The sequence below is a fragment of the Leptothrix mechoopdaensis (SeqCode) genome (assembly GCF_053893855.1).
Window position 1 is genome coordinate 3,203,292 of the sequence record NZ_CM132699.1, and the last position, 26,118, is coordinate 3,229,409.

28 protein-coding genes and 1 pseudogene are annotated in these 26,118 nt (G+C 68.3%); 2 read left to right on the forward strand and 27 right to left on the reverse strand.

What is annotated here, in order from left to right; all coding sequences use genetic code 11:
- Positions 1–111 precede the first annotated feature (111 nt).
- A complete protein-coding gene (locus tag ACWA7K_RS13840; protein ID WP_305749469.1) occupies positions 112–759 on the reverse strand; it encodes an excisionase family DNA-binding protein in 648 nt (215 codons plus the stop codon).
- A gap of 242 nt (positions 760–1,001) precedes the next feature.
- Between ACWA7K_RS13840 and greB the strand changes: the two genes are divergently transcribed.
- Positions 1,002–1,577: a transcription elongation factor GreB gene (greB, locus tag ACWA7K_RS13845; RefSeq protein ID WP_456161974.1), complete on the forward strand. Its 576-nt coding sequence runs from the start codon at positions 1,002–1,004 to the stop codon at positions 1,575–1,577.
- Here greB and ACWA7K_RS13850 read toward each other — a convergent pair.
- From ACWA7K_RS13850 to gmk, 3 genes are all read right to left on the reverse strand, one after another.
- Positions 1,567–3,906 (reverse strand): RelA/SpoT family protein, encoded by a 2,340-nt coding sequence (locus tag ACWA7K_RS13850; RefSeq protein WP_456161975.1) that lies wholly within the window; start codon positions 3,904–3,906, stop codon positions 1,567–1,569. The genes greB and ACWA7K_RS13850 overlap by 11 nt on opposite strands.
- A 188-nt stretch (positions 3,907–4,094) precedes the next feature.
- Positions 4,095–4,298 carry a DNA-directed RNA polymerase subunit omega gene (gene rpoZ / locus ACWA7K_RS13855; protein WP_130483027.1) on the reverse strand — a complete coding sequence of 68 codons (204 nt, stop codon included), beginning with the start codon at positions 4,296–4,298 and terminating at the stop codon, positions 4,095–4,097.
- Between the two features lie 58 nt (positions 4,299–4,356).
- Positions 4,357–4,977 carry a guanylate kinase gene (gene gmk, locus ACWA7K_RS13860; RefSeq protein WP_456161976.1) on the reverse strand — a complete coding sequence of 207 codons (621 nt, stop codon included), beginning with the start codon at positions 4,975–4,977 and terminating at the stop codon, positions 4,357–4,359.
- A 404-nt stretch (positions 4,978–5,381) separates the two neighbouring features.
- Between gmk and ACWA7K_RS13865 the strand changes: the two genes are divergently transcribed.
- Entirely contained in the window at positions 5,382–5,687 is a 306-nt protein-coding gene (locus ACWA7K_RS13865; protein ID WP_456161977.1) for a hypothetical protein, read from the forward strand.
- 419 nt (positions 5,688–6,106) lie between these two features.
- Here the strand turns inward: ACWA7K_RS13865 and ACWA7K_RS13870 are convergent, their stop codons facing one another.
- From ACWA7K_RS13870 to ACWA7K_RS13980, 23 genes and pseudogenes are all read right to left on the reverse strand, one after another.
- Positions 6,107–6,655, reverse strand: a complete 549-nt coding sequence (locus ACWA7K_RS13870) for a hypothetical protein (RefSeq protein ID WP_456161978.1) — start codon at positions 6,653–6,655, stop codon at positions 6,107–6,109.
- A gap of 343 nt (positions 6,656–6,998) precedes the next feature.
- Complete coding sequence (locus tag ACWA7K_RS13875) at positions 6,999–7,292, reverse strand: hypothetical protein (RefSeq protein WP_456161979.1); 294 nt, start codon at positions 7,290–7,292, stop codon at positions 6,999–7,001.
- Positions 7,292–7,501 carry a hypothetical protein gene (locus ACWA7K_RS13880; protein WP_456161980.1) on the reverse strand — a complete coding sequence of 70 codons (210 nt, stop codon included), beginning with the start codon at positions 7,499–7,501 and terminating at the stop codon, positions 7,292–7,294. Before ACWA7K_RS13880 ends, ACWA7K_RS13875 begins: the two co-directional genes overlap by 1 nt.
- Positions 7,502–7,574: 73 nt before the next feature.
- Positions 7,575–8,777 (reverse strand): 3-oxoadipyl-CoA thiolase, encoded by a 1,203-nt coding sequence (gene pcaF, locus ACWA7K_RS13885; RefSeq protein WP_456161981.1) that lies wholly within the window; start codon positions 8,775–8,777, stop codon positions 7,575–7,577.
- Between the two features lie 17 nt (positions 8,778–8,794).
- Positions 8,795–9,430 carry a 3-oxoacid CoA-transferase subunit B gene (locus tag ACWA7K_RS13890; protein WP_456161982.1) on the reverse strand — a complete coding sequence of 212 codons (636 nt, stop codon included), beginning with the start codon at positions 9,428–9,430 and terminating at the stop codon, positions 8,795–8,797.
- Between the two features lie 13 nt (positions 9,431–9,443).
- Positions 9,444–10,145 carry a 3-oxoacid CoA-transferase subunit A gene (locus tag ACWA7K_RS13895; protein WP_456161983.1) on the reverse strand — a complete coding sequence of 234 codons (702 nt, stop codon included), beginning with the start codon at positions 10,143–10,145 and terminating at the stop codon, positions 9,444–9,446.
- On the reverse strand, positions 10,142–10,429 hold the full coding sequence (locus ACWA7K_RS13900) for a Dabb family protein (protein WP_456161984.1): 288 nt from the start codon (positions 10,427–10,429) through the stop codon (positions 10,142–10,144). Before ACWA7K_RS13900 ends, ACWA7K_RS13895 begins: the two co-directional genes overlap by 4 nt.
- Entirely contained in the window at positions 10,426–11,268 is an 843-nt protein-coding gene (locus tag ACWA7K_RS13905; RefSeq protein ID WP_456161985.1) for a dioxygenase family protein, read from the reverse strand. The genes ACWA7K_RS13900 and ACWA7K_RS13905 overlap by 4 nt, the downstream gene beginning before the upstream one ends.
- A 12-nt stretch (positions 11,269–11,280) precedes the next feature.
- Positions 11,281–12,312, reverse strand: a complete 1,032-nt coding sequence (locus ACWA7K_RS13910) for a branched-chain amino acid ABC transporter permease (protein ID WP_456161986.1) — start codon at positions 12,310–12,312, stop codon at positions 11,281–11,283.
- A gap of 6 nt (positions 12,313–12,318) precedes the next feature.
- Positions 12,319–13,218: a branched-chain amino acid ABC transporter permease gene (locus ACWA7K_RS13915; RefSeq protein ID WP_456161987.1), complete on the reverse strand. Its 900-nt coding sequence runs from the start codon at positions 13,216–13,218 to the stop codon at positions 12,319–12,321.
- A 10-nt stretch (positions 13,219–13,228) separates the two neighbouring features.
- Positions 13,229–13,957: an ABC transporter ATP-binding protein gene (locus tag ACWA7K_RS13920; protein ID WP_456161988.1), complete on the reverse strand. Its 729-nt coding sequence runs from the start codon at positions 13,955–13,957 to the stop codon at positions 13,229–13,231.
- A complete protein-coding gene (locus ACWA7K_RS13925) occupies positions 13,954–14,673 on the reverse strand; it encodes an ABC transporter ATP-binding protein (protein ID WP_456161989.1) in 720 nt (239 codons plus the stop codon). The genes ACWA7K_RS13920 and ACWA7K_RS13925 overlap by 4 nt, the downstream gene beginning before the upstream one ends.
- Before the next feature lie 24 nt (positions 14,674–14,697).
- Positions 14,698–15,960: an ABC transporter substrate-binding protein gene (locus ACWA7K_RS13930; protein ID WP_456161990.1), complete on the reverse strand. Its 1,263-nt coding sequence runs from the start codon at positions 15,958–15,960 to the stop codon at positions 14,698–14,700.
- A 33-nt stretch (positions 15,961–15,993) separates the two neighbouring features.
- Positions 15,994–17,085: a maleylacetate reductase gene (locus tag ACWA7K_RS13935; protein WP_456161991.1), complete on the reverse strand. Its 1,092-nt coding sequence runs from the start codon at positions 17,083–17,085 to the stop codon at positions 15,994–15,996.
- Positions 17,086–17,090: 5 nt separating this feature from the next.
- Positions 17,091–18,554: an aldehyde dehydrogenase family protein gene (locus tag ACWA7K_RS13940; protein WP_456168824.1), complete on the reverse strand. Its 1,464-nt coding sequence runs from the start codon at positions 18,552–18,554 to the stop codon at positions 17,091–17,093.
- Positions 18,555–18,729: 175 nt separating this feature from the next.
- Complete coding sequence (locus ACWA7K_RS13945; RefSeq protein ID WP_456161992.1) at positions 18,730–19,737, reverse strand: hydroxyquinol 1,2-dioxygenase; 1,008 nt, start codon at positions 19,735–19,737, stop codon at positions 18,730–18,732.
- A gap of 42 nt (positions 19,738–19,779) precedes the next feature.
- Positions 19,780–20,289 carry a hydroxyquinol 1,2-dioxygenase gene (locus tag ACWA7K_RS13950; RefSeq protein ID WP_456161993.1) on the reverse strand — a complete coding sequence of 170 codons (510 nt, stop codon included), beginning with the start codon at positions 20,287–20,289 and terminating at the stop codon, positions 19,780–19,782.
- A 152-nt stretch (positions 20,290–20,441) separates the two neighbouring features.
- Positions 20,442–21,389: a LysR substrate-binding domain-containing protein gene (locus ACWA7K_RS13955; protein ID WP_456161994.1), complete on the reverse strand. Its 948-nt coding sequence runs from the start codon at positions 21,387–21,389 to the stop codon at positions 20,442–20,444.
- A gap of 358 nt (positions 21,390–21,747) precedes the next feature.
- Complete coding sequence (locus tag ACWA7K_RS13960) at positions 21,748–22,308, reverse strand: hypothetical protein (protein ID WP_456161995.1); 561 nt, start codon at positions 22,306–22,308, stop codon at positions 21,748–21,750.
- 394 nt (positions 22,309–22,702) lie between these two features.
- A complete protein-coding gene (locus ACWA7K_RS13965) occupies positions 22,703–23,668 on the reverse strand; it encodes a ParB/RepB/Spo0J family partition protein (RefSeq protein ID WP_456161996.1) in 966 nt (321 codons plus the stop codon).
- Complete coding sequence (locus ACWA7K_RS13970) at positions 23,649–23,795, reverse strand: ParA family protein (RefSeq protein ID WP_456161997.1); 147 nt, start codon at positions 23,793–23,795, stop codon at positions 23,649–23,651. The genes ACWA7K_RS13965 and ACWA7K_RS13970 overlap by 20 nt, the downstream gene beginning before the upstream one ends.
- A 316-nt stretch (positions 23,796–24,111) precedes the next feature.
- Positions 24,112–24,621 (reverse strand): annotated as a pseudogene (locus tag ACWA7K_RS13975) (DUF932 domain-containing protein); the annotation flags it as partial.
- Between the two features lie 334 nt (positions 24,622–24,955).
- Positions 24,956–26,098: an IS110 family RNA-guided transposase gene (locus tag ACWA7K_RS13980; RefSeq protein ID WP_456210154.1), complete on the reverse strand. Its 1,143-nt coding sequence runs from the start codon at positions 26,096–26,098 to the stop codon at positions 24,956–24,958.
- Positions 26,099–26,118 lie beyond the last annotated feature (20 nt).

Below are 26,118 nucleotides of genomic sequence, written 5' to 3' on the forward strand. Positions count from 1 at the left end.
ATTTCGCTTGGGTTCGGTCTGGTGAGACTGTAACGGCAGGCGCTGCAGCGGTCATCACCGTTGTCCGATGCCCGGGGCACGGGCAATCGGGCACCGGTGTCCGGGACGGCGTCAGGCCTGCAGATCGCGGTGGGGCGATCGACCCAGTCGCGCCAGCTCGCTTTCGGCCCAGCTGCGCACGGCCATGCCGGGCACCGGCTGGTGCATCACGCGGACCCGATCCGGCAGACCGCCACGTTCGGCAATCTGCTGCGGCGACTGGGCGGTGATCGCCAGCACGCGCAGGTTCGAGTAGTCGTGAAGGCCGGCCAGCGTCAGCAGCATCGCGTAGCCGTCGATGTCGGGCATCGACAGGTCGGTGATCAGCAGATCTGGCGTTTTTCGTCCGAGCTGAAGTAACCCGGTGTAACCATTGTTAGCCCCACGCAGCGTGATGCTGCCGTAGAGCGGCTGCAGCGCCTCCTGCCAGACCTGCAGCTGGTCGACGCTGGCGGCGACCAGGAGGACGTCCAGCGGCGCCATCGCGGGCTGCAGCATCTGGGTCGTCTGGGCGGCGGCCCGCAGGCCGCTGCGCTGGGCCAGGGCCTCGACGGCCGACAGGCGGATGCGGCGATGACCGCCGGGCGTGCGCCCGGCTGGAAGCGTTCCCGCCTCCACCCAGAGCTGAACGGTACGCAGGGAGACGCCCAGCCGCATCGCCGCTTCGCGGGTCGTCAGCAAGGGGTCGAGAGGGTCGGGCGCAAAATGCGGACGGGACATGGCGGGGGTCCTCATGGAGGTGGCGGGCAAGCTCAGGACGTTCAAGATCGCGTGACTCCGGTGCTTGATCAGAAGTGCGAGTTCTTGTGTCTTCGGCTGCCGTGTCCCTGAACTGAAGTGCCGAGTTTACAAAATGTGACATTCACCACAACCTGAGCACGAAATCTGCAGTTCAGCGCTTGGATTCCGCCGGCCTCTCCAACGGTGCCAGGCCGCTGATTGCCGACCGGACAAGACGACCGATGAGCAAGGCCTTCACCAAAGAGAACGATGCCGACGACGACGAGGACCAGGCCGGGGGCCTGCCGCCTCTGCCGGCGGGGACGCGCAACTACCTGACGCCCGAGGGATATCGACGCCTGCGCGACGAACTGTTGGGGCTCATCGACGTCGAGCGCCCGAAGATCGTGGAAGTCGTCTCATGGGCCGCGAAGAACGGCGACCGCTCGGAGAACGGCGACTACCTCTACGGCAAGAAGCGGCTGCGCGAGATCGACCGCCGCATCCGCTTCCTCACGAAGCGGCTGGACATCGCCGAGGTGGTCGACCCGTCCGCGCATCACGGCAGCGACCAGGTCTTCTTCGGCGCGACCGTGACCTACGCGAACGCCGATGGCAGCGAGCGCACGATCACGATCAAGGGGATCGACGAGGCCGACAACCTCGCCGGCGACGTCAGCTGGGTCTCGCCGATCGCCCGGGCGCTGATCAAGTCGCGCGAAGGCGACGAGGTCCAGCTGATGACCCCCGGCGGGTTGACCCGGCTGGAGGTGATCGAGGTGCGCTACCCGGCACCGGGCGGGCCGCTCAGCCCTTGATCCGGGCGACCTTCTCGACCGCCGGGGCGCGCCGCACGACACGCAGCACGTCGGCCAGGTGCTGGCGGTCGCGCACGGCCAGCAACAGCCGCAGCTCGGAGGTCTCGCCCGACTGCGCCGCGTCCATCTCGATGTGGGCGATGTCCGCCTCGGCCCGGCTGACCGCCTGGGCCACTTCGGCCAGCACGCCCTTGCCGTTGTTGACCAGCACGGCGACGGCGCTCTGGAACAGGCGCTTGGGCTGCTCGGCCCATTCAACCGCCAGCCAGCGTTCCGGGTCGCGCTCGTGCAGCTTGCGCCCGACGGCGCAATCGGCGGTGTGGACCGTCAGGCCTTCGCCGCGACCCAGGTAGCCGACGATGTCGTCGCCCGGGATCGGGTGGCAGCAGTTGCCAAGCTGGACCGTCGCGTTCTCGCTGCCGTCGATCACGACGGTGCCCTGCGTCGGCGCCTCGCTGTCGGACGCGTAGCGGCCCAGGCTCAGCGTGACGGCATCCGGGCGCCGGCCGGCCTCGGCCATCTGGCTGGCCAGGCGCTTGGCGACGATCGTCGCGATCTTGCGGCCCAGGCCGATGTCGACCAGCAGCTCGCGGCGGTGGCGGTTGCCGCTCCAGCGCACCAGCGACTGCCACAGCGCGACATCCGCATCGGGCGCGTCGTCGCCATGCGCGGGCATCTGCAAGCCCTCGGCGCGCAGCGCCTGCGCCAGCAGCTTGTGGCCGAGCTCGTAGGACTCGTCGGCCTCCATGTTCTTCAGGAAGTGCCGGATCTTGGAACGCGCCTTGCCGGTGCGCACGAAGTTCAGCCAGGCCGGGTTCGGCCGGGCGGACGCCGCCGTGACGATCTCGACCACGTCGCCCGAACGCAGTTCGGTGCGCAGCGCGACGGCCTCGCCGTTGACCTTGGCGGCGACGCAGTGGTCGCCCACGCGCGAGTGGATCGCGTAGGCGAAGTCGATCGCGGTTGCGCCACGCGGCAACGCCAGGATCTTGCTCTTGGGGGTGAAGACGTAGACCGACTCGGGGAACAGGTCGATCTTGACGTGCTCCAGGAACTCGGCCGAGTCGCGCGTCTCGCTCTGGATGTCGATCAGCGACTGCAGCCACATCGTGCCGAGGTTCTCGGCCTCGGGCACATCGGTGCCCGACTTCACCTTGTAGATCCAGTGCGCCGCGACGCCGGCCTCGGCCACCGCGTGCATGGTCTCGGTGCGGATCTGGAACTCGACCGCCGTGCCGACCGGGCTGACCACGGTCGTGTGCAGGCTCTTGTAGCCGTTCGCCTTCGGGATCGCGATGTAGTCCTTGAAGCGCCCCGGCACCGGCTTGTAGAGCTGGTGCAGCACGCCGAGCGCGAGGTAACACTCGGGCAGCGTCGCCACCACGATGCGGAAGCCGAAGATGTCGCTGACCTGGGCAAAGCTGAGGTGCTTCTCCTGCATCTTCGAGTAGATCGAGTGGATCGTCTTCTCGCGCCCGTAGACCTGCGCCGGCACCGTCGCCTGCGCCATGGCGTCCTCGACCTCCTGGCGAACCCGGTCGACCACGTCGCGCCGGTTGCCACGCGCCTTGTGGACGGCCTTGGACAGCACGCCGTGGCGCCACGGCCGGAGGTACTGGAACGACAGCTCCTGCAGCTCGCGGTAGGTCTGGTTCAGGCCCAGTCGATGGGCGATCGGCGCGTAGATCTCGAGCGTCTCGCGGGCGATGCGGCCCCGCTTGGAGGCGGCCATCGAGTCCATCGTCCGCATGTTGTGCAGGCGGTCGGCCAGCTTGACGAGGATGACGCGCAGGTCGCGCGCCATCGCCAGCAGCATCTTGCGGAAGGACTCGGCCTGGGACTCCTCGCGGGTCGAGAACTGGAGCTTGTCGAGCTTGGTCAGGCCGTCGACCAGTTCGGCGGTCTGGGCGCCGAAGCGCTCGACCAGCTCGGTCTTGGTGATGCCGCAATCCTCCATCGCGTCGTGCATCAGCGCGGCCATGATGGCCTGCGCATCGAGCCGCCAGTCGGCACACAGGCCGGCCACCGCGATCGGATGGGTGATGTAGGGCTCGCCGCTGGCGCGGAACTGGCCGAGGTGGGCCTCGTCGGCGAATCGGTAGGCCTCGCGCACGCGCTTGAGGTCGGCGGCGTCGAGGTAGTCGAGCTTCTCGGTCAGCGCCGCGAAGGACGAGGCGCTGACCCCGTGCGCGCCGGGCGTCGGACCGCGCACCGGCGCGGCGATCGCCGCCCCGCCCTGGTCGTCATCAGGCGCAAGCCGCGCCGCCCCCCGTCCGACCCAGGGAGTGAAGAACACACGTCGAAGGACATCGGCAGCACGAGACACCATGCTGTCACTCTACCCTGCTTGGCGTGGGCATGGCAGGCTGGCGGGCTTGGCCGCACCGCCCGGGTGCGGGTGCGCCACGATCAGGGGCGCGAAGAAGCCGCAAGACAGGCCGATCCCGACACTTCAGGCCGGCCCAGAAACGAAAAATCCGGCTCGAGGCCGGATCCTTCAGCGAGCGCGCGGACCGATCAGCCCGGCACCTTGCGCAGCATCTCCAGACCGACCTCGCCAGCGGCGATCTCGCGCAGCGCGGTCACGCCGGGCTTGTTCTTGGTCTCGACCTTCGGCGCGTGACCCTGGCTCAGCATGCGTGCGCGGTAGGTTGCGGCAAGCACCAGCTGGAAGCGGTTCGGGATCTTGTTCAGGCAGTCTTCGACGGTGATGCGGGCCATGTGATTTCCATCCAGCGGCATGAGGAGCCAGCCCGGCGGGCTGCCCCCTGTGGCGGCGTCAGTTCAGTTGAAGGGCGTCGAACACAGCCGACCGGCTGCGACGCTGAGCCGCCCATTTTAGCCGCTGCGCGTGGACGATCGCCTTCAGGTCGAACAAGGCGGTCTCGAACAGGGCATTGACCACGACGTAATCGAAGTGCCGGGCCTGCGCGACCTCATGGCGCGCGTTGACCATGCGCTGCTCGATGACCTCGCCGGCGTCCTCGCCACGGCGCAGCAGGCGCTGACGCAGTTCGTCCCAGGACGGCGGCAGGATGAAGATCAGCACCGCCGTCGGGAAGATCTGCTTGATCTGCAACGCGCCCTGGTAGTCGATCTCGAGCACGACGTCCTCACCCTGGCTGAGGCGGGCCTCCATCGCGGCGCGCGAGGTGCCGTAGAGGTTGCCGTGCACCTCGGCCCACTCGAAGAAGTCGCCGCGATCGATCATGGCGCGGAACTCGTCCTTGCCGATGAACCAGTACTCGCGGCCGTGGCGCTCCTGGCCGCGCGGCGAACGTGTCGTGTGGGAGACCGACACCATCAGGCGCGAATCGAGTTCCAGCAGCGCCTTGACCAGGCTGGACTTGCCGGCTCCGGAAGGGGCGGCGACGACGTAGAGATTGCCGGGGTATTCCATCTCTGTCACTCCGTTCACTCGACGTTCTGGACCTGTTCGTCGAGTTGACGCCTAAGCCGTTGTTCTTGCACCTGTTTTGCCTCGACTTATCGCCCGAACCCCACAACTCACCCCACAGGGGTCAGCTGCACGATGTTCAGCGACGGAACCAGAGAATGTCAGCAGGGCAGAACTGTAGCTTGAGCGTGCGCCGAGGAACATCGAGCGGGAGATGCAGACTTCCGAAACGGGCGGCCTGGGCTGTCTAGCCGGCCCACTCCTCGGCCCGGACGCACCGAATCTTTTGAAATGACTGTCAACCCGGTCGAGTCCTACCGCACCAGTTCGAGGATCAGACGCTGCGGCGAGCCCACGCCCATGAAGCCACCGATCATCAGCGTGACGCCGTCAGGTATTGCCTCGACATGCCCCGCGACGGCCAAGCCGCCGAGCGCATCAGCCATTCCAACTTCACTGACTCCGCCTACTGGACGGTGGCGCAGCTCGTGGCGCATCACACTGTGAACGGCCGCGCGCCGTCCAACGGCGACTTGTTCGGCATCAACAGGTTGCCGGACGGACGCATCATCGTCGGTGTCGATTTCAAGGGAGTGAAGGAACGGGCTTCCTACATAACGCCCGTGCTTGACAGCGTCAGGCCGATGGCGGTGATGACATTGATGGTCTACACGCTGAGCTCGGCGGAGCGGGCGGCGACAGCAGTTCACTAGGTCCTCGGCGTCGGAGATGGCAGCACTTTTCGAAGCAGCGAAATCTCACGCGCGGCCACCTCCGCCGCACTCTCACCGCTCAGCGGGTATTCGATCGCCCACGGCGCCGCAACCGGAAGACAACGAAGCACCGAGCGCCAAGGCGCGGCCGAATCTTCCGGCATGACCGCGACCCACCGGTCAGGACGGCGCTGCACGCCCTTGACGTGCACGTACTGGACACGATGTGCCAAGGCCTCGGCCGCCAGCCGCGGGCAAGGTACAGAAATACGACAAAGCGTCAGCACCGCACCGAGCGACGCCTCGGTCCTTTGAAGACTACGCCAAGGCGTTGGACATGACCTCGCCGACCTGCTGGAGGCGTCCACCCCAAGCTGCGGCAGTCAGAAGGCCGCAAGTATTCGATTGGCCTGCAGGACTCAACCACGGTACGACACGAACGCGATACTCCGGCTGTCCGGCGCCCACGAGTTGACGTTCATCGTGCCCTGCCCGCCGAACAGCTGGACCAGGGCTCGGCTCTCGCCACCCTCGGCAGGCACGAGGCGGATCTCGACCTGGCGGTCGGGCGGGTGGTCGCCCGGGGCGACGTCGTCACGGCCATAGGCCACGTAGACGACCCAGCGGCCGTCGGGCGAGACGTGCGGGAACCAGCTGTTGCGGTCCTCCTGGACCATGTGGGTCGGCTCGCTGCCGTCCGCGCCCATGCGCCAGACCTGCATCAGGCCGCTGCGGGTCGAATTGAACCAGATGTGGCGGCCGTCGGGCGAATACTCCGGCCCGTCGTCCAGCCCGGGCGTGTCGGTCAGGCGCGTTTCCGGGCCACCGTCGATGTCGATGGTGTGGATGTCGTACTGCCCGCCCCGCTCGGCGCAATAGGCCAGTCGACGGCCGTCGGGCGACCAGCCGTGCAGGTAGCTCGGGCCACGCTCGGTCACCAGTCGCGGCTCGCCACCACCGATGGGCACGCATGTAGATGCGCGAGGCGCCGTCCTCGTGCGCGAAGTGGCTGATGGCCAGTTCCGTGTTGTCCGGTGACATCACGTGGTCGTTGTTGCAGTCGACCGCGTAGCCAGTGTCGATGCGGCGCACCTCGCCGCTGGCCAGCTCGTAGGCGTACATGCCGCCCTGGCTGTTGTAGACCAGCGTGCGGCCATCGGCCGTCCAGTTCGGCGCCTCGATGACGACGTCGAAGACCTTCAGCACGGTGCGCTCGCCGCTGAAGACATCCAGTGTCTCCAGCACGCTGGTCGAGGCCCGCCGCGCCAGCAGGGCGCGCAGTTCGGTGAGGGTGAGCTTCTGGCTCATGGTTCAGCGCATCTCGTCGAGGGGCTGTGCCGCGCCGCTCAGCAGCGCCTGCATCAGCAAGGTGTGGTCGGCTGCATGATTGACGCTGAGCTCAAGCCCGAGCGCCGCCTTCGAGTCGACATAGCTGTAGGACCCGCCCGGCCAGTAGCCCACGTGGTACGGCAGGCCCACGCCGATCTCGCCGAGCGTCTGCTGGAAGGCCCTTCGGTCATCCACCTTCAGGCAGACGAGGAAGACACCCGGCCCATGCCGATCGAGGTGATCGCGCCACGGGCTGGGGCCGGGACCTGGCTGCATCAGCTCCAGCACGAGGTGACCGAGGTCGTACTTGGCGACCTGCAGGTCGGTGTAGTCGGCCGGCCGTGCGTCTGGTGCACGATGCCGCCGGCGAATAGGGTCTCCACCGGCGCCTCGGGCCGGCCGAGCACGCGGGACCAGTGGGCGCTGGCCAGGTGGGCGTCGGGGACGACGAGGCAGATCTGGAAGATGTCGGGCGAGGAAGGCATGGCAGAGGGTCCTGGTGGAACACCATGATCCCACCGATGACGCGAAGCTCGCGCATCGGTGAGTCGGTCCGGTTCAGACCCGCTCGACGACGACTGCGATCCCCTGCCCCACGCCGATGCACATGGTGCACAGCGCGTAGCGTCCGCCGATGCGGTGCAGCTGGTTGACGGCGGTGGTCACCAACCGCGCACCGCTGGCACCCAGCGGGTGGCCGAGCGCGATGGCGCCGCCGTTCGGGTTGACGCGGGCGTCGTCGTCGGCGAGGCCGAGGTCGCGCAGCACCGCGAGACCCTGGGCGGCGAAGGCCTCGTTCAGCTCGATCACGTCCATCTGATCAAGCCGAAGCCCGGTCAGCGCGAGCACCTTGCGTGTCGCCGGGGCCGGGCCGAAGCCCATGATGCGCGGGGCCAGTCCGGCCGTGGCCATGCCGACCACACGGGCTCGCGGCGTGAGCCCGTGACGCGCCGCGCTCGCCTCATCGGCCAGCAGCAGCGCGCAGGCGCCGTCGTTGACGCCCGACGCGTTGCCAGCGGTCACGGTGCCGTCCGGGCGCACGACGCCCTTCAGCTTGGCCAGCGCTTCGAGGCTGGTTTCGCGTGGATGCTCGTCCAGGCTGACAACCACCGCATCGCCCTTCTTTTGAGGGATGGTGACCGGGCAGATCTCGGCCGCGAACACGCCGGCCTTCTGCGCCGCCACGGCCTTGAGCTGCGAGGCCAGCGCCATGCGGTCCTGCGAGGCCCGGTCGATGCCGAAGTCGGTGGCGACGTTCTCGGCCGTCTCGGGCATCGAGTCCACGCCGTACTGCGCCTTCATCAGCTTGTTGACAAAGCGCCAGCCTATCGTCGTGTCGTAGACCGCGTTGCTGCGCGAGAAGGCCGATTCTGCCTTGGGCATGACGAAAGGCGCGCGGCTCATGCTCTCGACGCCACCGGCGATCATCAGCCCGGCCTCGCCGGCCTTGATGGCGCGCGCGGCCGAGCCGATGGCGTCCATGCCCGAGCCGCACAGGCGGTTGATGGTCGCGCCGGGCACGTCCATCGGCAGGCCCGCCAGCAATGCGCTCATGCGGGCGACGTTGCGGTTGTCCTCGCCGGCCTGGTTGGCGCAGCCGTAGAGCACGTCGGTTACGGCCGACCAGTCGACGTTCGGGTTGCGTTCCATCAGCGCACGGATGGGGATGGCGCCGAGGTCATCGGCACGCACCGACGACAGCGCGCCGCCGTAGCGGCCGAAGGGGGTGCGAATGGCGTCGCAGATGTAGGCGAGGGTCATGGGCAGCAGGCGTCCGTTCAATCCACCAGCAGGGCGCCGGTCATGCCCTGCAGCGTGGCCCGGTCGAGGCCGTCGACCCGGTCGATCACGCGCAGGCCGCCGGGCACGACGTCGAGCACGGCCAGGTCGGTGTAGATGCGGCTGACGCAGGCCAGCCCCGTCAGCGGGTAGGTGCAGCGGTCGACGATCTTGGGCTCGCCGGACTTGGTGACGTGGTCGGTCATGACCCAGGTCTGGCGCGCGCCGACGGCCAGGTCCATCGCGCCGCCCACCGCCGGAATCGCGTCGGCCGCACCGGTGTGCCAGTTGGCCAGGTCGCCACCGCCGGAGACCTGGAAGGCGCCGAGCACGCAGATGTCGAGGTGGCCGCCGCGCATCATCGCGAAGCTGTCGGCATGGTGGAAATAGCAGCCGCCCGGCAGCAGCGTCACCGGTTGCTTGCCGGCGTTGATGAGGTCGTAGTCCTCCTCGCCCTCGGCCGGCGCGGGGCCGAAGCCGATCACGCCGTTCTCGCTGTGCATCATCAGTTCGCGTTCTGGCGGGATGTGGTTGGCCACCAGCGTGGGCAAGCCGATGCCGAGGTTCACCACGGCGCCATCGGGGATATCGCGCGCCACGCGCTGCGCGATCTCGTCTCGGGTCCAGCGTTTCATGGGCATGTCTCCTTCAGGCCGCCGCCTTGAATCCGCCGGCCGCCGTGACGGCCCGCTCGATTGGCACGACCCGCTGCACGAACAGGCCGGGGGTCACGACCGCCTCGGGATCGAGCGCACCGAGCTCGACCACCTCGTGCACCGTCGCGATCGTGCAGCGCGCGGCCATGGCCATCACCGGCCCGAAGTTGCGCGCGGTCTTGCGATAAACCAGGTTGCCCCAGCGGTCGCCGCGTTCGGCCTTGATCAGCGCGACGTCGGCATGGATGGGCGACTCCAGCACATGCATCTGGCCGTCGATCTCGCGCGTCTCCTTGTCGGCGGCCAGCGGCGTGCCGTAGCCGGTGCGGGTGTAGAAGCCGCCGATGCCGGCACCCGCTGCGCGGATGCGCTCGGCCAGGTTGCCCTGTGGCACCAGTTCCAGCTCGATGCGGCCTTCGCGGTAGAGCCGGTCGAAGTGCCAGGAGTCGGCCTGGCGCGGGAAGCTGCAGATGATCTTGCGCACCCGCCCGGCACCGAGCAGCGCGGCCAGCCCGGTATCGCCGTTGCCGGCGTTGTTGTTGACGATGGTCAGCTCGCGCGCGCCCTGGTCGATCAGGGCGTGCACCAGCTCGTTGGGCAGGCCGGCGGTGCCGAAGCCGCCGACCATCACGGTGGCGCCATCGGCGATGTCGGCCACGGCGGCGGCCAGCGTGGGCATCAGCTTGTCGATCATTCGGGGATCTCGAAGTCCAGCACGTGGCGCTCGCGGCGCAGCGGTCCGATGCGCTGGCTCACCGCCTGATGCTGGGGGTGTTGAAGGTAGGCCTCGAGCGCGGCCCGGTCGTTGAACCACGCCACCAGCGCCACGTCGACGTTGCCGGGCAGGTCGTCCCGGGCTAGGCCGACGTCGTAGCGGCGGGTGCCGGCAACGATCGAGCGGCAGCTCAGGAGTTCGGCCTGAAAGGTCACGGCGTCGCGCGGGTCGTGCAGCCGCCAGAGCACGCTGTGGCAGATCACGGCGCCTCGGCCGCGACGGGGTTGAGCACGAAGGTGTGGCGCAGCGCATGCCGGCCTGAAGCCTGCATCGGCATGTCGGCCACCAGCGAGCTGCGCACGCCGAAGACGACGTCGCTGTCGAGGTGATCCGAGCCTTCGCGGAAGATGTGGGTCACCAGCGTCTCATGCCCCGCCGCGCGGATCAGGAAGTGCACATGCGCCGGTCGCCACGGATGCCGGCCGGTGGCCAGCAGCAGCTGGCCGACCGGACCGTCGGTCGGCACCGGATAGGGCGTGGGCAGCAGCGCGGTGAATCGGGCCCGGCCCTGCGCATCGGTGCGCAGTACGCCACGGGCTCGGCGCTCCGGCAGGTCGGCATGCTGGACGTCGTAGAGCCCGTCCGCGTCGGCCTCCCAGACATCGACCTCGGCATCGGCCAGCGGCCGGCCGTCGAGCGAGCGGACCTCGATCTCGACGTCCAGTGGCTCACCGGGTGCGCCACCGCGCAGGTCGGCGCCGTCGGCCAGCTGCGGCGCGTCCTCGGTGTGGAAGGGCCCGAACACGGTCGCCTCGGTGCAGCCGGCCGGCTTGTCGTGGTTCTGCGCCACCAGCAGCATGGACAGGCCCAGCACGTCCGACAGCAGGATGAACTCTTGGCGCGTAGCGCTGCAGGTCTGCCCGGTCGCGGTGAGAAACTGGATGCCGGCCATCCACTCGTCCTCGGTCAATTCGACCTCGCGGGCGAAGTCGTGCAGGTGGGTGACCAGTGCGCCGATGACCTGCTTCAGGCGCGGGCTGCCGCAGCCCTCGATGCGCTGCAGGAAGGCGGGCGTGATGGTCTGGGCGTCGATGTTGCGCATGGTGGGTCCGGGTCAGAGCCGCAGCGTGCGGCGGGTCGGGAACAGGCTCAGGCCCCAGCGCTGGTGCAGCCAGCCGGCCAGGCCCTGCTTGAAGCGCAGCGTCATGACGATGGCCAGCAGGCCCAGGCCGAGCAGGTAGGCGCTGCCCCAGTCGCTGAAGGCCTTGTTGAGGCCCCAGAAAACCAGCGCGCCGATCAGCGGGCCCTCGATGCGGCCGATGCCGCCGATGACGACCATGAAGATCGCGAAGGCACTCCAGTTGACGCTGAAGGCCGCGTCCGGGCTGATGCGCAGGTTGCCGACGAAGTAGAGGCCGCCGGCCAGCGCCGCGCCGGCCGAGGCGACCACGTAGACCGCCAGCTTCATGCGGCCCACGGCGATGCCCTGGCTCTCGGCGGCAACCTCGTTGTCGCGGATGGCCTGCAGCGCCAGGCCCTGGCGGCTGCGCAGGAACAGGTAGACGCCGGCCAGTGCCAGCACCACGCAGGCCAGCGCGGTCCAGAAGGTCAGGCTCTCGCGGGTGGCCTTCGGGATGCCGCGCAGCGCCGTCAGGCTGGTGCCGGACCCGCCGCCGACCAGGGCCAGGTTGGCGAAGCCGAGGCGGAAGACCTCGGCGATGACCCAGGTGCCGATCGCGAAGTAGCCGCCCTGCAGCCGGAAGGCGATGCGCGAGACCGGCACCGCGACCGCCGCAGCGACGACCGCCCCCAGCCCGATCGCGACGAAGGGCTTGACGCCGCCGAAGTTGGCCAGCATCAGCATCACGTAGCCGCCCAGGCCGAAATAGGCCTGCTGGCCGATCGACACCATGCCGCCGTAGCCGGCCAGCAGGTTCCACATCAGCGCGAACAGGAAGTAGCAGGCGATCTCGACGAACTCGCGCATCCAGCTCGGTTCACCCCAGGCCGGCAGCGTGGCGGCCAGCACGACCAGCGCCAGGCCGACCCACAGGGCGATCCGGCTGGCACGCGTGGCGCGGATGACCTCGACGGTCTCGGCGGCCGGCCCGGCAGGCATCACAGGAACTACGACGGCAGCAGTCATCTCGGCTCAAGCCTTGGTCTTGGGAAACAGGCCCTGCGGACGCACCACGAGCACCGCGAGGAAGACGATATGGCCGACCCAGATGCCCCAGCCGGGGTCGAGCCGGAAGCCGACCTGCTGGGTCACGCCCAGCAGCAGCGCCCCCAACCAGGTGCCCCAGAACGAGCCCATGCCGCCGATGATCACGGCCTCGAAGGCGAACAGCAGCAGCAGCGGGCCGTCGGACGGCGAGACCGTCGTGCGCATGGCCTGCAGCACGCCGGCCAGCGCGATCAGCGTGAAGGCAATGGCGGTCGCCAGCGCATAGACGTGGCGGGCGTCCAGGCCCATGGTCTCGGCGATCTCGCGGTCGTCCGAGACGGCGCGGAAGGCCCGGCCCAGCGCCGTGTGGCCGAACAGCCATTGCAGGCCGGCGGTGGCCAGCAGCGCGACGGCCGCGATCAGCAGCGGCAACACGCCGACCGAGCGTTCATCGGCCAGCACGATGGCCTGCGTGGCCAGCGCCCCGACGTCGATCGAGCGCGGGTCGGCCGAATAGACCGCCAGCAGGCCGTTCTGGATCACGATGGCCAGCCCGAAGGTCACCACCAGCGAGGGCAGCGGATCACTGCGCACCCCGCTGGCCAGCGTGCTGTTGAGGACCTGGCGCTGCAGCAGGTAGCCGGCCGCGAAGGCCAGCGGCAACAGCAACAGCAGCGCCAGCAGCACGGCCAGCAGGCCGCCGGCGGCGCCCATCAGCGGCGCGACCAGCGAGATGGCGGCAAAGGCGCCCAGCACGATGAAGTCGCCCTGGGCGGTGTTGGTCAGGCGCATGACGCCGAACATCAGCGACTGGCCCAGCGCGAACAGCGCGTACAGGCTGCCCAGCAGCAGGCCGGGGATGAGGATGTCGAAGATCGCTTGCATGGTCCTGGCCTCAGGCGGGCTCGATGCCGAAATAGGCCGCGCTGACCTGCTCGCGGGTGACCGACAGGCTGGCGCCGGTCAGCGACACGCGGCCCTCCTGGAAGCAGTAGAGGCGGTCCGACACGCGCTGCGCGGTGCCGACGTCCTGTTCGACGACGACCACGCTCAGGCCCTCGGCCACCAGCTTCGGCAGGGCGTCGTAGATCTCCTTGATGACGATGGGCGCCAGGCCCAGCGACAGCTCGTCGCACAGCAGCACCTGCGGGTTGCTCATCAGCGCCCGGCCGATGGCGACCATCTGCTGCTGGCCGCCCGACAGCGCGGTGCCCGGGTTGCGGCGTTTCTCGGCCAGCACGGGGAACATCGCGTACAGGCGGTCCAACGACCAGGGTCCGGGTCGGCCGGCCTGTGCGCCCATCAGCAGGTTCTCCTCGACCGTCAGGCTGGGGAACAGCCGCCGGCCCTCCGGCACCATCGCGATGCCACGGCGCACGATGCGTGCGGGCGAGTGGCCGCCGATGGCAGCGCCTTCGTGGCGGAACTGTTCGGCCGCCACCGGCACCAGCCCGGTCAGCGCCTTGAGGAAGGTGCTCTTGCCGGCGCCGTTGGCGCCGATGATGGCGACGACCTCGCCGGCCGCGAGCCGGAAGTCGATGCCAAACAGGGCCTGCGCGTCACCGTAGGACGCACACAGGCCGCGGGTCTCGATCAGGGGTGCGTGAGGGTTGGCCGTGCTCATGCCTCGATCCCCATGTAGACCCGGCGCACGTCCGGGTCGGCCATGACGTCCTGCGGCTTGCCCTCGGCCAGCGCTCGGCCGAAGTTGATGACGAAGAGCCGGTCGGCGATGGCCAGCAGCGCATGCACCACGTGCTCGATCCAGACCATGGTGACGCCCTGGGCCTTGATGCGGCCGAGTTCCTCGACCAGCTCGTGGGCCTCGTGTTCGGTCAGCCCGCCGGCGATCTCGTCGAGCAGGAGCAGCTTCGGGTCGGTGGCCAGCGCGCGGGCCAGTTCGAGGCGCTTGCGGTTGAGCAGCGTCAGGCTGCCGGCCAGGCGGTTGGCCTGGGCCTTCAGGCCGGTCTGTTCCAGAACCTCGGCCGCACGCTGCCAGGCCGCCTTCTCGCTCAGGCCAGCGCCGAAGACCGCGGCGGTGACGAGGTTCTCGAACACCGTCATGTGGCCGAAGGGCTGCGGCACCTGGTAGCTGCGGCCGATGCCGGCGCGGCAGCGCTGGTGCGGCTGCAGGGTGCCGATGTCGCGGCCGTCGTAGCGGATGCGGCCGCTGTCGGCCCGCACGTCGCCCGAGATCAGGTTGAACAGCGTGGTCTTGCCGGCGCCGTTGGGGCCGAGGATGCCGAGCGTCTCGCCCGGCGCGACTGACAGCGAGATGCCGTCGGTCACCTTCAGCGCCCCGTAGGACTTGCAGACCTGGTCGAGCACGAGCAGCGACATGGCGGACTTCGGGGCGCGCGCCGCTCAGAGCAGCGACAGCTTGCCGCCGGCCGGCACCTTGGGCGCCGCCGCGTTGTTGACCACCACCAGCTCGACCTTGTTCTTCGAGCCGGCCGGCGTCTTGACCCACTGGCCCAGCACCAGCGGCGTCTTGCTGACGTTCTTGAACGGCCCCTGCCCGCCCCAGGCCACCGGGCCGACGACGGTGTCGAGCTTGGACGCCGCGACCGCGTCGCGCACATCGGCCGCCTTCAGCGACTTGCTGCGCCGCAGGGCATCGGAGGCCACCTCGAACAGCGCATGGGCGAAGCCGATCGGCTGGGTCCACTGCTTCTTCGTGCCGGCTTCGTAGGCCTCGGCCAGCGCCTTGGCCGACTGCTTCGTCAGGCTGGAGGCAAAGGGATGCGACGGCGTCCACCAGACCTCGGTGCTGAGGCCGTGGCCCAGGTCGCCGAGCGCCTCGATCGCGCCGGGGAACAGCAGCGCCTTGCCGAGCGTGATGACCTTGGGCTTGAAGCCCTGCTGACGCGCCTGGGTCAGGAAGGTCTTGGCATCGGGCGGGATGACCACGCCGGTGACGATCTCGACGCCGTCCTTCTTGAACGCGGCGATCTGGGCGCTGAAGTCCTGCGTGCCGTTCTGGAAGCGGCCCGGGTCGGTCAGCGTGTAGCCCATGCCGGCCAGCGGCTTGGGGAAGCCCAGCTCCTTGTCGCCCCACGCATTGCCATCACCGTCGTTGGGAAACAGGCCGCCAACCTTCTTGTTGGTGGCCACGCTGTTCCAGCCGTTGGTGAAGTTGGCGATGACGTCCTCCAGGCCCCAGAAGAGGTGGTAGGTCCAGTCGAAGCCGGTGGCCGGGTTGCCCTTGCGGCCGAAGAACCACGGCTGCCACGGCACGACCGAGCTGATGCAGGGGATCTCGTTGAGCTCGCAGGCATCGCTGACCGGGTTGGCGGTCTCGGGCGTGCCCGCCGTCAGCACCAGCGCGACCTTGTCCTTGAGGATCAGGTCATTGGCCACCTCGCCGGCGCGGTTGGGGCTGGACTGGCTGTCCTTCAGCACGATCTGCACCTCGTGCTTCTTGCCGCCGATGACGAGGCCGTCCTTGAACGCGGCCTTCATCTGCTCGATGACCCACTTGTCGGCCTCGCCGAACGGAGCCAGCGGGCCGGTCTGCGGCGACACATAGCCGATCTTGACCACGTCGGCTGCCCACAGCACGGGCGTGACGGTGGAGGCGGTCAGGGCGGCGGTGCCCTGGACAAAGTGGCGGCGGTTCATGGTCATGGCGGTCTCCGTGCTTGTTGGGGAATCGATCGTTCAGGACGCGGGTGTCGTGCCGTCCTGGGCCCGCTGCAGCAGCTCGCGCAAGGCGTCGCGCACGAGCGGTCGTGGGTTCGGGTAGGGCGTGCTCACCGCCAGGTCGGCCACCCGGTCCAGGCCGTCCTCGGGCATGCCGATGGCGGCCAGCGTGGTGGGGGCGCCGACGCGGCGCGCCAGGGCCTGCAGCGCGATGGCGGCATCGACCGGCCGGTCGCCGACCTGCGCCTCGCCGGCAGCCCGCAAGGCCCGCGCGATGCGGGCCATGGCCGGCGCGGCGGCCTCGGCGTTGTAGGCCAGCGCGTGCGGCAGGACGACGGTGTGGACCTCGGCATGCGGCAGGTTGAAGCTGCCGCCCAGCGTGTGGCAGAGCTTGTGGTGCAGGCCCATCGCGACCGCACCGAGCACGCTGCCGGCCAGCCAGGCGCCATACAGCGCATCGTGGCGTGCGGCCAGGTCCTGCGGGTTGCGCAGCAGGCCGCCCATCGCGGCGGCACTGGCCCGGATGGCCTCCTCGGCCATCAGCGCGACGACCGGGTTGCCGTCGTGCGCGTAGAGCCCTTCGGCCGCATGGGCGATCGCGTTCATCGCGCTGGTCAGGCTCATCGCCAGCGGCAGGGTCAGTGTCAGCAGCGGGTCATAGAGGACCGTGCGCGGCAGCACGCGGGCGTCGCGCCCGGTCTTCTTCACGCCGTCCTCGGTGATGCCCCAGATCGAGGTCATCTCGCTGCCCGCGTAGGTGGTCGGGATCGCGAGGATGGGCAGGCTGGATTCCAGCGCAATGGCCTTGCCCAGGCCGGTGGTCGAGCCGCCGCCGATGGCCACGGCGCAGTCGGCGCCCAGCCGTTCGGCCTCGCCGCGGGCGGCCCGTGCGGACTCGATCGGCACGTGCATCACCGCCTTCGGGTGAATGCCGGCACAGCGGTCGCCCAGATGGCGGGCCACCCGCTCGGCACTGTCGACCTGTTCGGGTGTGCACAGCACCAGCGCACGGCTCGCGCCCAGTTGCGCGACCTCGGCCCCAACCTGCTCCAGGCTGCCGGCGCCGAACACCACGCGCTGCGGGTGGCTGGTGTAGACGAAGGGGGACATGCCGGTCACCGCAGATACCAAGGGGCGATTTGCGCATCGACGTTGACCCAGACGCTCTTGACCTGGGTGTACTCGCGCATGGCCTCGAAGCCCATCTCGCGGCCGTAGCCGCTCTGGCCCACGCCACCGAAGGGCGAGCCGGGGTTGACCCGCTTGTAGCTGTTGATCCAGACCATGCCGGCCTTGATCTCGCGGGCAAAGCGGTGGGCGCGCTGCAGCTGGCCCGTCCACAGGCCGCTGCCCAGGCCGTAGTCGGTGCTGTTGGCGATCTGCAGGGCCTCGGCATCGTCCTTGAAGGTCAGCACCGTCACGAAGGGGCCGAAGACCTCTTCCTGCGCGATGCGGTCGGCCGCGCTGAGGGCCCGCACCACCGTCGGCTCGACATAGCAGCCAGCGGCCAGGTCACCGCCCGGCGCACGCCCGCCGAGCAGCACCTCGCCGCCCTGCTCGCGCGCCACGTCGACATAGCCGAGCACGCGGTCGCGATGCTGGCGGCTGGTCAGCGGGCCCATCTCGGTCTGCGGGTCCATCGGGTTGCCGACCCGGATCGTGCTGGCCAGCGCGGTGAAGCGTTCGAGGAACTCGTCGGCGATGCGCTCGTGCAGCATCAGCCGGCTGCCGGCGATGCAGGCCTGGCCCTGGTTGTGGAAGATGGCCCAGGCGCTGCCGTTGACCGCCGCGGTCAGGTTGGCGTCGTCGAAGACGATGTTGGCGCCCTTGCCGCCCAGCTCCAGCTGCACCTTCTTGAGGTTGCCCGCGCTGGCCTGCACGATGCGCCGGCCGGTGGCGGTGCTGCCGGTGAAGGCGATCTTGCCGATGCCCGGGTGTTCGGCGATCAGCTGCCCGGCGACGTGGCCGAGGCCCGGCACGATGTTGACGACGCCGTCGGGCAGGCCGGCCTGGCTCATCAGCTCGGCGATCTTCAGGCTGGTCAGCGGCGTGATCTCGGCCGGCTTCATGACGATGCAGTTGCCGGCGGCCAGCGCCGGGGCCATCTTCCAGCTGGTGAACATCAGCGGGAAGTTCCACGGCACGACCTGGCCGATCACGCCGATGGGCTCGCGCTGCACGTAGTTCAGGAAGCCCGCCTCGACGGGAATCACGTCGCCCTGGAACTTGTCGGCCATGCCGCCGAAGTAGCGGTAACAGGCGGCGGTGCGCGGCACGTCCAGCGCGCGGCTGTCCTTGATCGGATGCCCGGTGTCGAGCGACTCCAGCCGCGCCAGTTCCTCGGCATTCGCCTCGATGAGATCGGCCAGGCGCAGCAAGATGCGCCCCCGGTCGGCCGCCGCCATGCGGCTCCAGCCCGCAAACGCCCGCTGCGCCGCCGCGACCGCCCGGTTGATGTCGGCCGCCCCCGCCATCGCCACGTCGGCAATGACCGAGTTGTCATGCGGGTTCAGCGTCGCCAGCGTCTGCCCGTCGAGCGCGTCGACGAACTGCCCATCAATGAAAAGCTGGTGCCGTATGGGCGTGCGCAAGCCCACCGCAGCCTCGATATCCGCGAGATTCATAACGCATCCAAAGAATGAGGAGGGCCGCCACCAGGCGCCCGACACCCCAGCACGCACGGTGGATCCGGCTCCGCCGGTCCACCCGTGCGCCCCCCCGGGGGGGTGCGGCGTCAGCCGCTCCGGGGGGGGTTCAGAACTTCACAGGCACTTCGGGCGACTCGCCCTTCTGGATCTCGTAGACCAGGCTCGGCGAGCCGTTCTCCCAGACCAGCAGCATCGAACGCTTCGGGCTGTAGCCCTGGTGGCGGCAGTAGGCCGGCATGGCAGCCATGTCACCGGCCTTCATGATCACGCGGGCCAGCGGCTTGCCGGTGTGCTTGTCGGCGCAGTCCCAGTGGATCTCGTCGGTCATCTGGAAGAACCACTCGACCCGGTCGTTGGCGTGGATGATGGGCAGGATGTGCTCTTCCGTCGTCGGGCACATGTAGCTGTACTTGACCACGCTGGTGAAGCTCGGATTCCAGGTCACCTGGCTGCGCGACAGGAAGCCGAACAGGTTGAAGGCGTGCACCTCGTTCTCGAAGCCCGGCTCGGGATGCAGCTCGGGCTGCTCCTGCGGCACGTCGGCAAAGCCTCGGTTGACGGGCGCGCCACGCTCGTCGCTGCGCAGGTTCAGGTCGCCCTTCAGGCCGACGCAGCGGGTCGCCAGTTCACGGGCGCGGGTGATGGCCGCCGTGTTGTTGCCGCTCTTGCGGCCATAGGGCGAGCCGGTTTCCTGCGGTGCGCCGAAGGGGTCGAAGCCGGCGTTGGTCCAGTCGTCGAGGATGGCGAAGAAGGTCGCGCCGATCTGCTCGGTCGGGAAGTTCTCGAGCCGGTCGACGCCGGCGTCCTTCATCGTGCCGTTGAAGCTGCCGCAGTACAGGTCGACCGTCTTGTAGTGGTTGGTCGTGCCCAGCACGTGATCGAAGTTGACGCCACCGTAGAAGAAGCCCCAGGCCACGTCGCGCATCAGCGCCCGCAGGAAGTTGCCGATATCCATGGTGTGCGAGAGCGGGCGGCCGTCGCGGGTGGTCCAGTTGATGTGGGCGAAGTACTCGTCGCGGCGGAAGCGGAAGCCGCCCAGCTCGAAGGCCTTGTAGCCGAGCGTCGGGTCGGGCTGGCTGGCGATCACGTGGGCGATGTCGGCGGGTGCGTTCATGGGGAACTCCTGGAAGCGTCGGTGGGCGTCGTGTCGGGTCGGTCAGGCCGTCTGGCAGATCTCTGCCCAGCGTTCGATCGACAGCTCGCCCTTGCAGGTCTGCAGCACCAGCACGCCGGGGCTGGCCGAGCGGAACTGGTAGGCGGTGTTCTTGGGCAGCAGGCCCTGGTGGCCGCGCTTCAGGCGCATCCAGCCCATGCGGGCACCGCGCGGTTCGCCCTGCACCAGCACCGCGCCGTTCTTCTCGGTGTCTGCCACGCGCTGCGCGGCATCGAGCTGGATCAGGTGGACCTCGACGTCGCCGTCCATGCACAGCGCGAACTCGTCGTGCGCACAGGTGAACCACGGCGAGCTGCCGTCGGCGCGCAGCGTCTCTAGCACGTAGATCTGGTTCTGGCCGAAGACCACCTTCTCGTAGGGCCGCGATTTGTTCGCGATTTCAAAGCAATTGGAGAAGGCGTAGTTCTTGACGTCGTCGTCGATGGCCTGGACACCACCCTTCTCGTAGGACGAGATCGAGCCGAACTGGGTGACGTACTGAAGGTCTTGCATCGTGAGTCTCCTGGGGTCTGCCGCTCGCAGCGCGGTCTTCACCGTCTGCGCTTGGCGCCAGTCTAGGAGCCGGCCCTAGGGATCACTAGCGGGCAGTGTTCGACCGCTTTGTTCGGAACAACCGAACAATCACAGGGGAAAACCCTGTTCCTTCAGTCGACCAGACGGGCGTCGATCAGGCCGGCGGCGAGCAGCGCCTGATCCCAGGGCGGCTCGCCGCCGTGGAAGCTCTCGTTGAGCATCTCGAGGAAGAAGCGCAGCTTGAGCGAGCTGCGCATCAGGGCCGGGTAGAAGACGCTGAGCCAGAAGGAACTGAGCTGCCATTGCGGCAGCACCAGCGAGAGCTTGCCGGCCAGCACCGGCTCGCCCGCCACCAGCGTGGGCAGGCAGACGATGCCGGCGTGTTCCTCGGCGTATTCGCGCAGCAGGTGCACGCTGTTGGTCAGCATGACCGGCGCCAGTTCGGTCGCATAGGGCCCGTCCGGCCCGTGGAAGACCACCCGTTCGCGGGTCGGATAGCCCGAATACCAGCCGATGCGATGCGCCTGCATCTCGCGCGGATGCAGCGGCCGGCCATGCTGCTCCAGGTAGGCGGGCGTGGCACAGAAGACCCGCCGGACCGGGAACAGGCGCCGCGAGACCAGTTCCTCCGAACGCGGCGGGAAGATCTGCAGGGCGCAGTCGAAGCCTTCCTTGACCGGGTCGATGGCGGCGTCGTTGACGACCATCTCCAGCGACACCTGCGGGTAGCGCGACTGGAACTCGCGCAGCACGCCGGCCAGATGGCCCAGCACGAAGCCCGGCAGCGCGTGGACGCGCAGCTTGCCCACCGGCGCGGTGCCGGCGCCGCGCATCTGGTCGACCACCTCGTTGGTGCGGCCGACCAGGTCGACGCACTCGCGCAAGAAGGCCTGGCCGAGGTCCGACAGCCGCACGCTGCGGGTGTTGCGGTGGAACAGCGGCGCGCCGATGAAGGCCTCGAGCTGCTGGATACGCTCGGTGATGACCGAGCGCGAGACCCGCATCTGGCGCGCGGCGGCGGCGAAGCTCTGGGCTTCGGCGACGCGGACGAAGGCGTCGATGGCTTGAAAGCGATCCATGGAAGAGGTGGCTACCTGCGCGAGGCCATCAGCAAGCCCATCATTCTGCAGGGCCCGCCTGGCCAGCGGCTGCCCACACGGCGCATCGGGTCACGCAGATGGCCCCCCCCAAGACTCTGAATGGTGCGGCGGGGGGCAGGGACGGGAACATGGGGCGAGGCGATCACGCAGTCACACGACCGATTGGTCGTCTTGCGCAAGCCATGCCTAGATGGCTGGCTCGCTGCCTTGTCGCCTCGGCCGACAGCTTCGGCGTTGAGCTCCGCCGCATCCGGTTGCCGGGATAGAACAGCCGGTCACCCCGCAGCACGAGCACCCCGTCAATGTTCGAAACGGATGTCATGGCAACCTCCTGAAGTCACGGACGGGCGGATTGCACTGAACGTCGCGGCTGAAGATCGGACAAGGCCCGAGAGGACATGCGCAGGTGAGCTCGCACCTCGTCGGCCACCGTGTCGAGACGCTCCCGATAGAACCTCGCCGCCTGGCTCTCGCCACGGGCCAGCAAGTTCGTCAGGTGGCGCAGGTCACGGCCGAGGCTGGACATCTCGGCGTTCGAGGCGGTGAGCGCCGCGAGACTCCCCAGCCGGTCGCCTTCACCGCCCAGCGCCGCCACACCCTCGAGTAGGCCGGCCACGTGGTCGCCCAGGCTCAAGCCCGCTCGACGGGCCGCGTCGTTCAAGGCCAGCACGTGAACCGGCCGCATGCGCAGCGACACCCGCTGGACGGCGCCGCGCGAACGCCGCGAGCCACGGGGCCGGTCGGATCGGTGGCCAATTGGTTGAGCGGCCAATGCATCGGCCAGCACACGGCGCACGACGTCCGACGGCGACACGCCCATCTCGTCGGCACGCTTCAAGAGCGCCGCCTTCAGGCCCTGCAGGTCGACGCTGATCCGGTCTCGCGCGGTCGGGTTCATCTCGGACTCCTGAGCTCGGAGAGCAGGTCGGACCGTGTCCGACAACTGGCGCCAATGCGCCTATCTCTGCACTCACCAACGCCTTCAGTCTGATCTCGAATCGAAGCCTTTTGGGCGATGACTTCGAGGTCAAATTCATCGATGGGAACGGGCCGAATCGAAGAGAGGCACAGCCAAAGCGGAACACGACCGGAACACGACCGGAACACAACCGGAACGCGACCGGAACAAATCCGGAACACAAGCGGAACAAGACCGGCACAAAAGCGGAACAGATTCCCCCGTCGAATCGATCTGCCGACGTGCAGTTGTCAAACCGTTTGACAACTCACCCGCACCGCCCAAGAAAAAGGGGCGCCACCTGGGCGCCCCGATCGATGGTGTGCGAGCGGCTTCAATCGACCATGAATCCCAGCAGCGCCAGTCCTTCCACGGCCACCAGCAGCGGCTCTGGGCCGCCTATCCGCCGGATGTACATGTGGCCCGGTTCGGCGGGATGCACGTCGACCACCAGCTCGAAGCGCTCGCCGGCCTTTTCGACCATCAGCTTGACGGGTCCTGGCGTCGTTGGTCGTCCCTGGTCGGCCCGAGCCGCGACATTGCTGTTCATCAGGTCGAACTCCAACTGTGCGGGGCTGTTCGATATCAACGCTGTCGGCCCAATTGCCGGCTGCATGACCTCGATCCCTGGCATTCGAGCTTCGGTCGACGGATCCGACAGACTTGCCCGAAGTTCGTCAATCCGACGTCGAGTGATCTCGGGCTGCGCGGCTAGCCAGGTCTCCAGCTGCTGCGGGTGACTCTCGTGAAGCTTCCGCAGCTCATGCAGCTCCAGAAGTCCCCGGCACCGTCCTTCGCGGTAGGCCTGCAGCAACCAGTCCGGTGGATCGATCATGGCCGTCACCAGGGTGACCCACTGCCGGCTCTTGCCCAGCTGCCGCGCGATCTCGGCCTGGCTCTCGCCGAGCTGCAACCGCTTCTGCACGAACATCGCCAGCTCGAGTGGACGCAGGCCCTCGCGCTGCTCGTTCTCGATGACCTGGTCGTATCGATCGGCCGTGGTGTCGACGAAGACCGGGATCTGCTGCAAGCCGGCCAGTCGTGCCGCTCGCAGTCGCCGGGCGCCGAAGTTCAGCACCCAGCGGCCCGGCGGGGTCGTGCTCGGGCGAACCGACACCGGCTGACGAACGCCTCGCGCGCGGATGGTGTCAGCCAGCTCGTGCAACGAGCCTTCATCGAACTCCCGGCGCGGCTGGTCCGGGTCCTCGTCGATCGCATCCAGGTCCACCAGCAGCGGCGTGCCACTGGTGTGCGGCACGGGCGCATCCAGCGCCACCAGGTCAGCCAATAGCAGCGTCATGGCGCGCCTCCTGGGTGATGGTCGACGCCGTGCTCGTGATCGGCGAGGTCAGGTCATTGGAGAGCAGGGTCGCGACGGCAGACTTGCCGACACCGCCCTTCTGGTTGCACAGGACCAGGGTCTTCATGGGAACACTCCAGCTGCAGGGGATGAAGCCGGGTCGGCGGGTGTTCGAGCCCGTGGCACCGGCGCTGGCGCGTGTGCATCGTGCGGTGGTTGCAGGGCACGGAGGCTGCCCGGCGCCCGGTCCTCGATGGATCGGCGACGGGCCTCGCGAGCCGGCCGTCACGCGGACGGCGAGCCGTTTTTGAACCCCCTGCCCTGCGCCCCAAACAACGAACGCGCGCTGGCTCAACGATGGAGCCAGCGCGCGGGCTTGGGGGCGATGAATCCGGGGGCAGATCCATCACCGGGGCGGTTCTGGCGCCCCGGATGTCCTCGGATCAGGTCTTCAGCTTGCGCATCTCCTCGGCCAGGATCCACAGCGCGCGGTTGAGGCTGACGCTGCGGTCGATGCTGCCAACCGGCCGCGTCTCGATGCGGCGGCCCTGCGCGCTGCGGCCCGGCAGGCCGCCCCGCAACGCGTTCTCCTGGACCCGCTGGAAGGTGTGCCACAGGCTCGGGCCGATGTCCTCGAAGCGGCGCGGCATCGTCAGCTGCTCGACGGTGACCGGCGCAGGGTGCTGGCCGTCGACGGACTCGCCGAAGCGCAGGGCCAGGGCGGCCGTCGCGAAGGCACGTTCCTCACTCTCTTCCATCCGGATGGCCTTCATCTGCGCGGTCGACTCGTTGACGGCGCCGAAGTCTTCCAGCACGCGGTAGGCGCCCTCGATGACGTCGTGCTCGATGTGGCCCTTGTGCGGGATGCGGATGTCGCGTGCGACCTGACCAACCACCAGGCCGTTGCAGCACACGAAACGGAAGACCCCGGCCAGCATCTGGTAGGCGCTGGCGCCGTCGTGGCTTCTATGAGGATTCTTCTGTCAATGCCGCCTTCACGGCGGCCGTGGCGGTGCGCAGTTCGATCGTGGGTCGGAGACCTTGAATGGTCCGAGGCTGAGCTCGATCCAACTTCTATCCGTGTGGGCATCGACCCACACCACATGCCGCATGCGCGCCAGTTGCGCTGGCAAGTCTCCAGTTACCGATGCGCCCCTTCTGTTTGATCGGCCAATGTCGAGCAGTGACCCGCCACGACGCCGGGCGCATCGACCCGAAATCAAGTTGCTGCGAAGGACCACGTGAAGCCATCCATTCAGCGTCTGAAGTTTGGAAAGGATGTGGCCGCTACGAAGTTGGCGTCACCAACTTCAGACGAGCCCCCAGCGGTATCTCACCGTTCTGGAGAAACCGCCACATGGCGACGGCCAGGCGGCGCGCAAGGGCCACGATTCCGACGCGGCGCATGCGGGCGCCAGCGTTTGCGAATCGTCGATTGAACCAATGTGTCAATCCACTGTCTGGTTGGCGTCGTAGCCAGCCCCAAGCCAGTTCCACGAGCAAGGCACGGACGCGTTTGTTGCCCACCTTGCTGATGCCCTGCTCCGTTTCGCTGCTACCGCTGGCGTAGGGAGTGGGGGCCAGTCCGAGGCAGCCAGCAAGCTCTCGACGATTTGAGAATCGTCGCCAGCCAAACACCTCGTGCACAAGCACCCAGGCGCCCTTCGGACCGATCGCACCCAGACGTGCAAGCTGCGCGACCATCGGATGTTGACCCTTGGCCAGTTCGCGCCGGCGCTCCAGTTCAATCGCCCGCACCTGGTCCTTCACCAGCTTGAGGCGAGCAATCTCACGCTCGATCTCTTCGCGTAGCTTCGGAGCGACCTGTTCGCCATACTCTTGCCACCAGGCCGGCCAGTCACGTCCAGCGATGCTGACGTCGGGTCGCAGGTTGTGAAGCACGAGCAGCGCGCGAATGCGGTTCATGTGCGAGGTTCGCTCGTGCATGAGTCGATGCAACTCGCGGTGCACACGGCGCGCGTCCTCGTCCATCTCCGTCGGCTCGCGCAGCACCGACCACACATGTTCTCCACCGTGTTGGCGTACGAGCATCGTTCGCAGCTTCTCTGCGTCGAGGCGGTCGGTCTTGGCCCGGCGTGCCCGCCGGTTGACCTCAATGCTCGAAGCGTCAACCACGATGCTGTCCACGCCCAACGCCACAAGCCTCCGGTGCAGCCACCATCCGTCGCGACCCGCCTCGTAGCAGCTATGTACCGCAGCGTCGTGCGGCGCCTTCAGTCGCGAGCGGGTCGTCTCAATACAGGTGACGACGGCCTCCACGTCACCGGCTGGGACGTCGTAGCGGCTCGCGCGATGCCGAACGTCGCCGATGCTCAACTTCCACCGCTTGTCGCCGAGCTCCAGGCTCATGAACAGGTCATCTCGCAGCGCCACATGCTCGTCGCGAGGCAATGAATCGATCGATGTCATTTCCAGGCTCCTTCCGGGTC

Bases quoted from the DNA above. Each gene is read 5' to 3' on its own strand.
- ACWA7K_RS13840 (WP_305749469.1), bottom strand. From the start codon at position 759: ATGTCCCGTCCGCATTTTGCGCCCGACCCTCTCGACCCCTTGCTGACG.
- greB (WP_456161974.1), top strand. From the start codon at position 1,002: ATGAGCAAGGCCTTCACCAAAGAGAACGATGCCGACGACGACGAGGAC.
- ACWA7K_RS13850 (WP_456161975.1), bottom strand. From the start codon at position 3,906: ATGGTGTCTCGTGCTGCCGATGTCCTTCGACGTGTGTTCTTCACTCCC.
- rpoZ (WP_130483027.1), bottom strand. From the start codon at position 4,298: ATGGCCCGCATCACCGTCGAAGACTGCCTGAACAAGATCCCGAACCGC.
- gmk (WP_456161976.1), bottom strand. From the start codon at position 4,977: ATGGAATACCCCGGCAATCTCTACGTCGTCGCCGCCCCTTCCGGAGCC.
- ACWA7K_RS13865 (WP_456161977.1), top strand. From the start codon at position 5,382: ATGCCCCGCGACGGCCAAGCCGCCGAGCGCATCAGCCATTCCAACTTC.
- ACWA7K_RS13875 (WP_456161979.1), bottom strand. From the start codon at position 7,292: ATGCAGCCAGGTCCCGGCCCCAGCCCGTGGCGCGATCACCTCGATCGG.
- ACWA7K_RS13880 (WP_456161980.1), bottom strand. From the start codon at position 7,501: ATGCCTTCCTCGCCCGACATCTTCCAGATCTGCCTCGTCGTCCCCGAC.
- pcaF (WP_456161981.1), bottom strand. From the start codon at position 8,777: ATGACCCTCGCCTACATCTGCGACGCCATTCGCACCCCCTTCGGCCGC.
- ACWA7K_RS13890 (WP_456161982.1), bottom strand. From the start codon at position 9,430: ATGAAACGCTGGACCCGAGACGAGATCGCGCAGCGCGTGGCGCGCGAT.
- ACWA7K_RS13895 (WP_456161983.1), bottom strand. From the start codon at position 10,145: ATGATCGACAAGCTGATGCCCACGCTGGCCGCCGCCGTGGCCGACATC.
- ACWA7K_RS13905 (WP_456161985.1), bottom strand. From the start codon at position 11,268: ATGCGCAACATCGACGCCCAGACCATCACGCCCGCCTTCCTGCAGCGC.
- ACWA7K_RS13910 (WP_456161986.1), bottom strand. From the start codon at position 12,312: ATGACTGCTGCCGTCGTAGTTCCTGTGATGCCTGCCGGGCCGGCCGCC.
- ACWA7K_RS13915 (WP_456161987.1), bottom strand. From the start codon at position 13,218: ATGCAAGCGATCTTCGACATCCTCATCCCCGGCCTGCTGCTGGGCAGC.
- ACWA7K_RS13920 (WP_456161988.1), bottom strand. From the start codon at position 13,957: ATGAGCACGGCCAACCCTCACGCACCCCTGATCGAGACCCGCGGCCTG.
- ACWA7K_RS13925 (WP_456161989.1), bottom strand. From the start codon at position 14,673: ATGTCGCTGCTCGTGCTCGACCAGGTCTGCAAGTCCTACGGGGCGCTG.
- ACWA7K_RS13930 (WP_456161990.1), bottom strand. From the start codon at position 15,960: ATGACCATGAACCGCCGCCACTTTGTCCAGGGCACCGCCGCCCTGACC.
- ACWA7K_RS13935 (WP_456161991.1), bottom strand. From the start codon at position 17,085: ATGTCCCCCTTCGTCTACACCAGCCACCCGCAGCGCGTGGTGTTCGGC.
- ACWA7K_RS13945 (WP_456161992.1), bottom strand. From the start codon at position 19,737: ATGAACGCACCCGCCGACATCGCCCACGTGATCGCCAGCCAGCCCGAC.
- ACWA7K_RS13950 (WP_456161993.1), bottom strand. From the start codon at position 20,289: ATGCAAGACCTTCAGTACGTCACCCAGTTCGGCTCGATCTCGTCCTAC.
- ACWA7K_RS13955 (WP_456161994.1), bottom strand. From the start codon at position 21,389: ATGGATCGCTTTCAAGCCATCGACGCCTTCGTCCGCGTCGCCGAAGCC.
- ACWA7K_RS13960 (WP_456161995.1), bottom strand. From the start codon at position 22,308: ATGAACCCGACCGCGCGAGACCGGATCAGCGTCGACCTGCAGGGCCTG.
- ACWA7K_RS13965 (WP_456161996.1), bottom strand. From the start codon at position 23,668: ATGACGCTGCTATTGGCTGACCTGGTGGCGCTGGATGCGCCCGTGCCG.
- ACWA7K_RS13970 (WP_456161997.1), bottom strand. From the start codon at position 23,795: ATGAAGACCCTGGTCCTGTGCAACCAGAAGGGCGGTGTCGGCAAGTCT.
- ACWA7K_RS13980 (WP_456210154.1), bottom strand. From the start codon at position 26,098: ATGACATCGATCGATTCATTGCCTCGCGACGAGCATGTGGCGCTGCGA.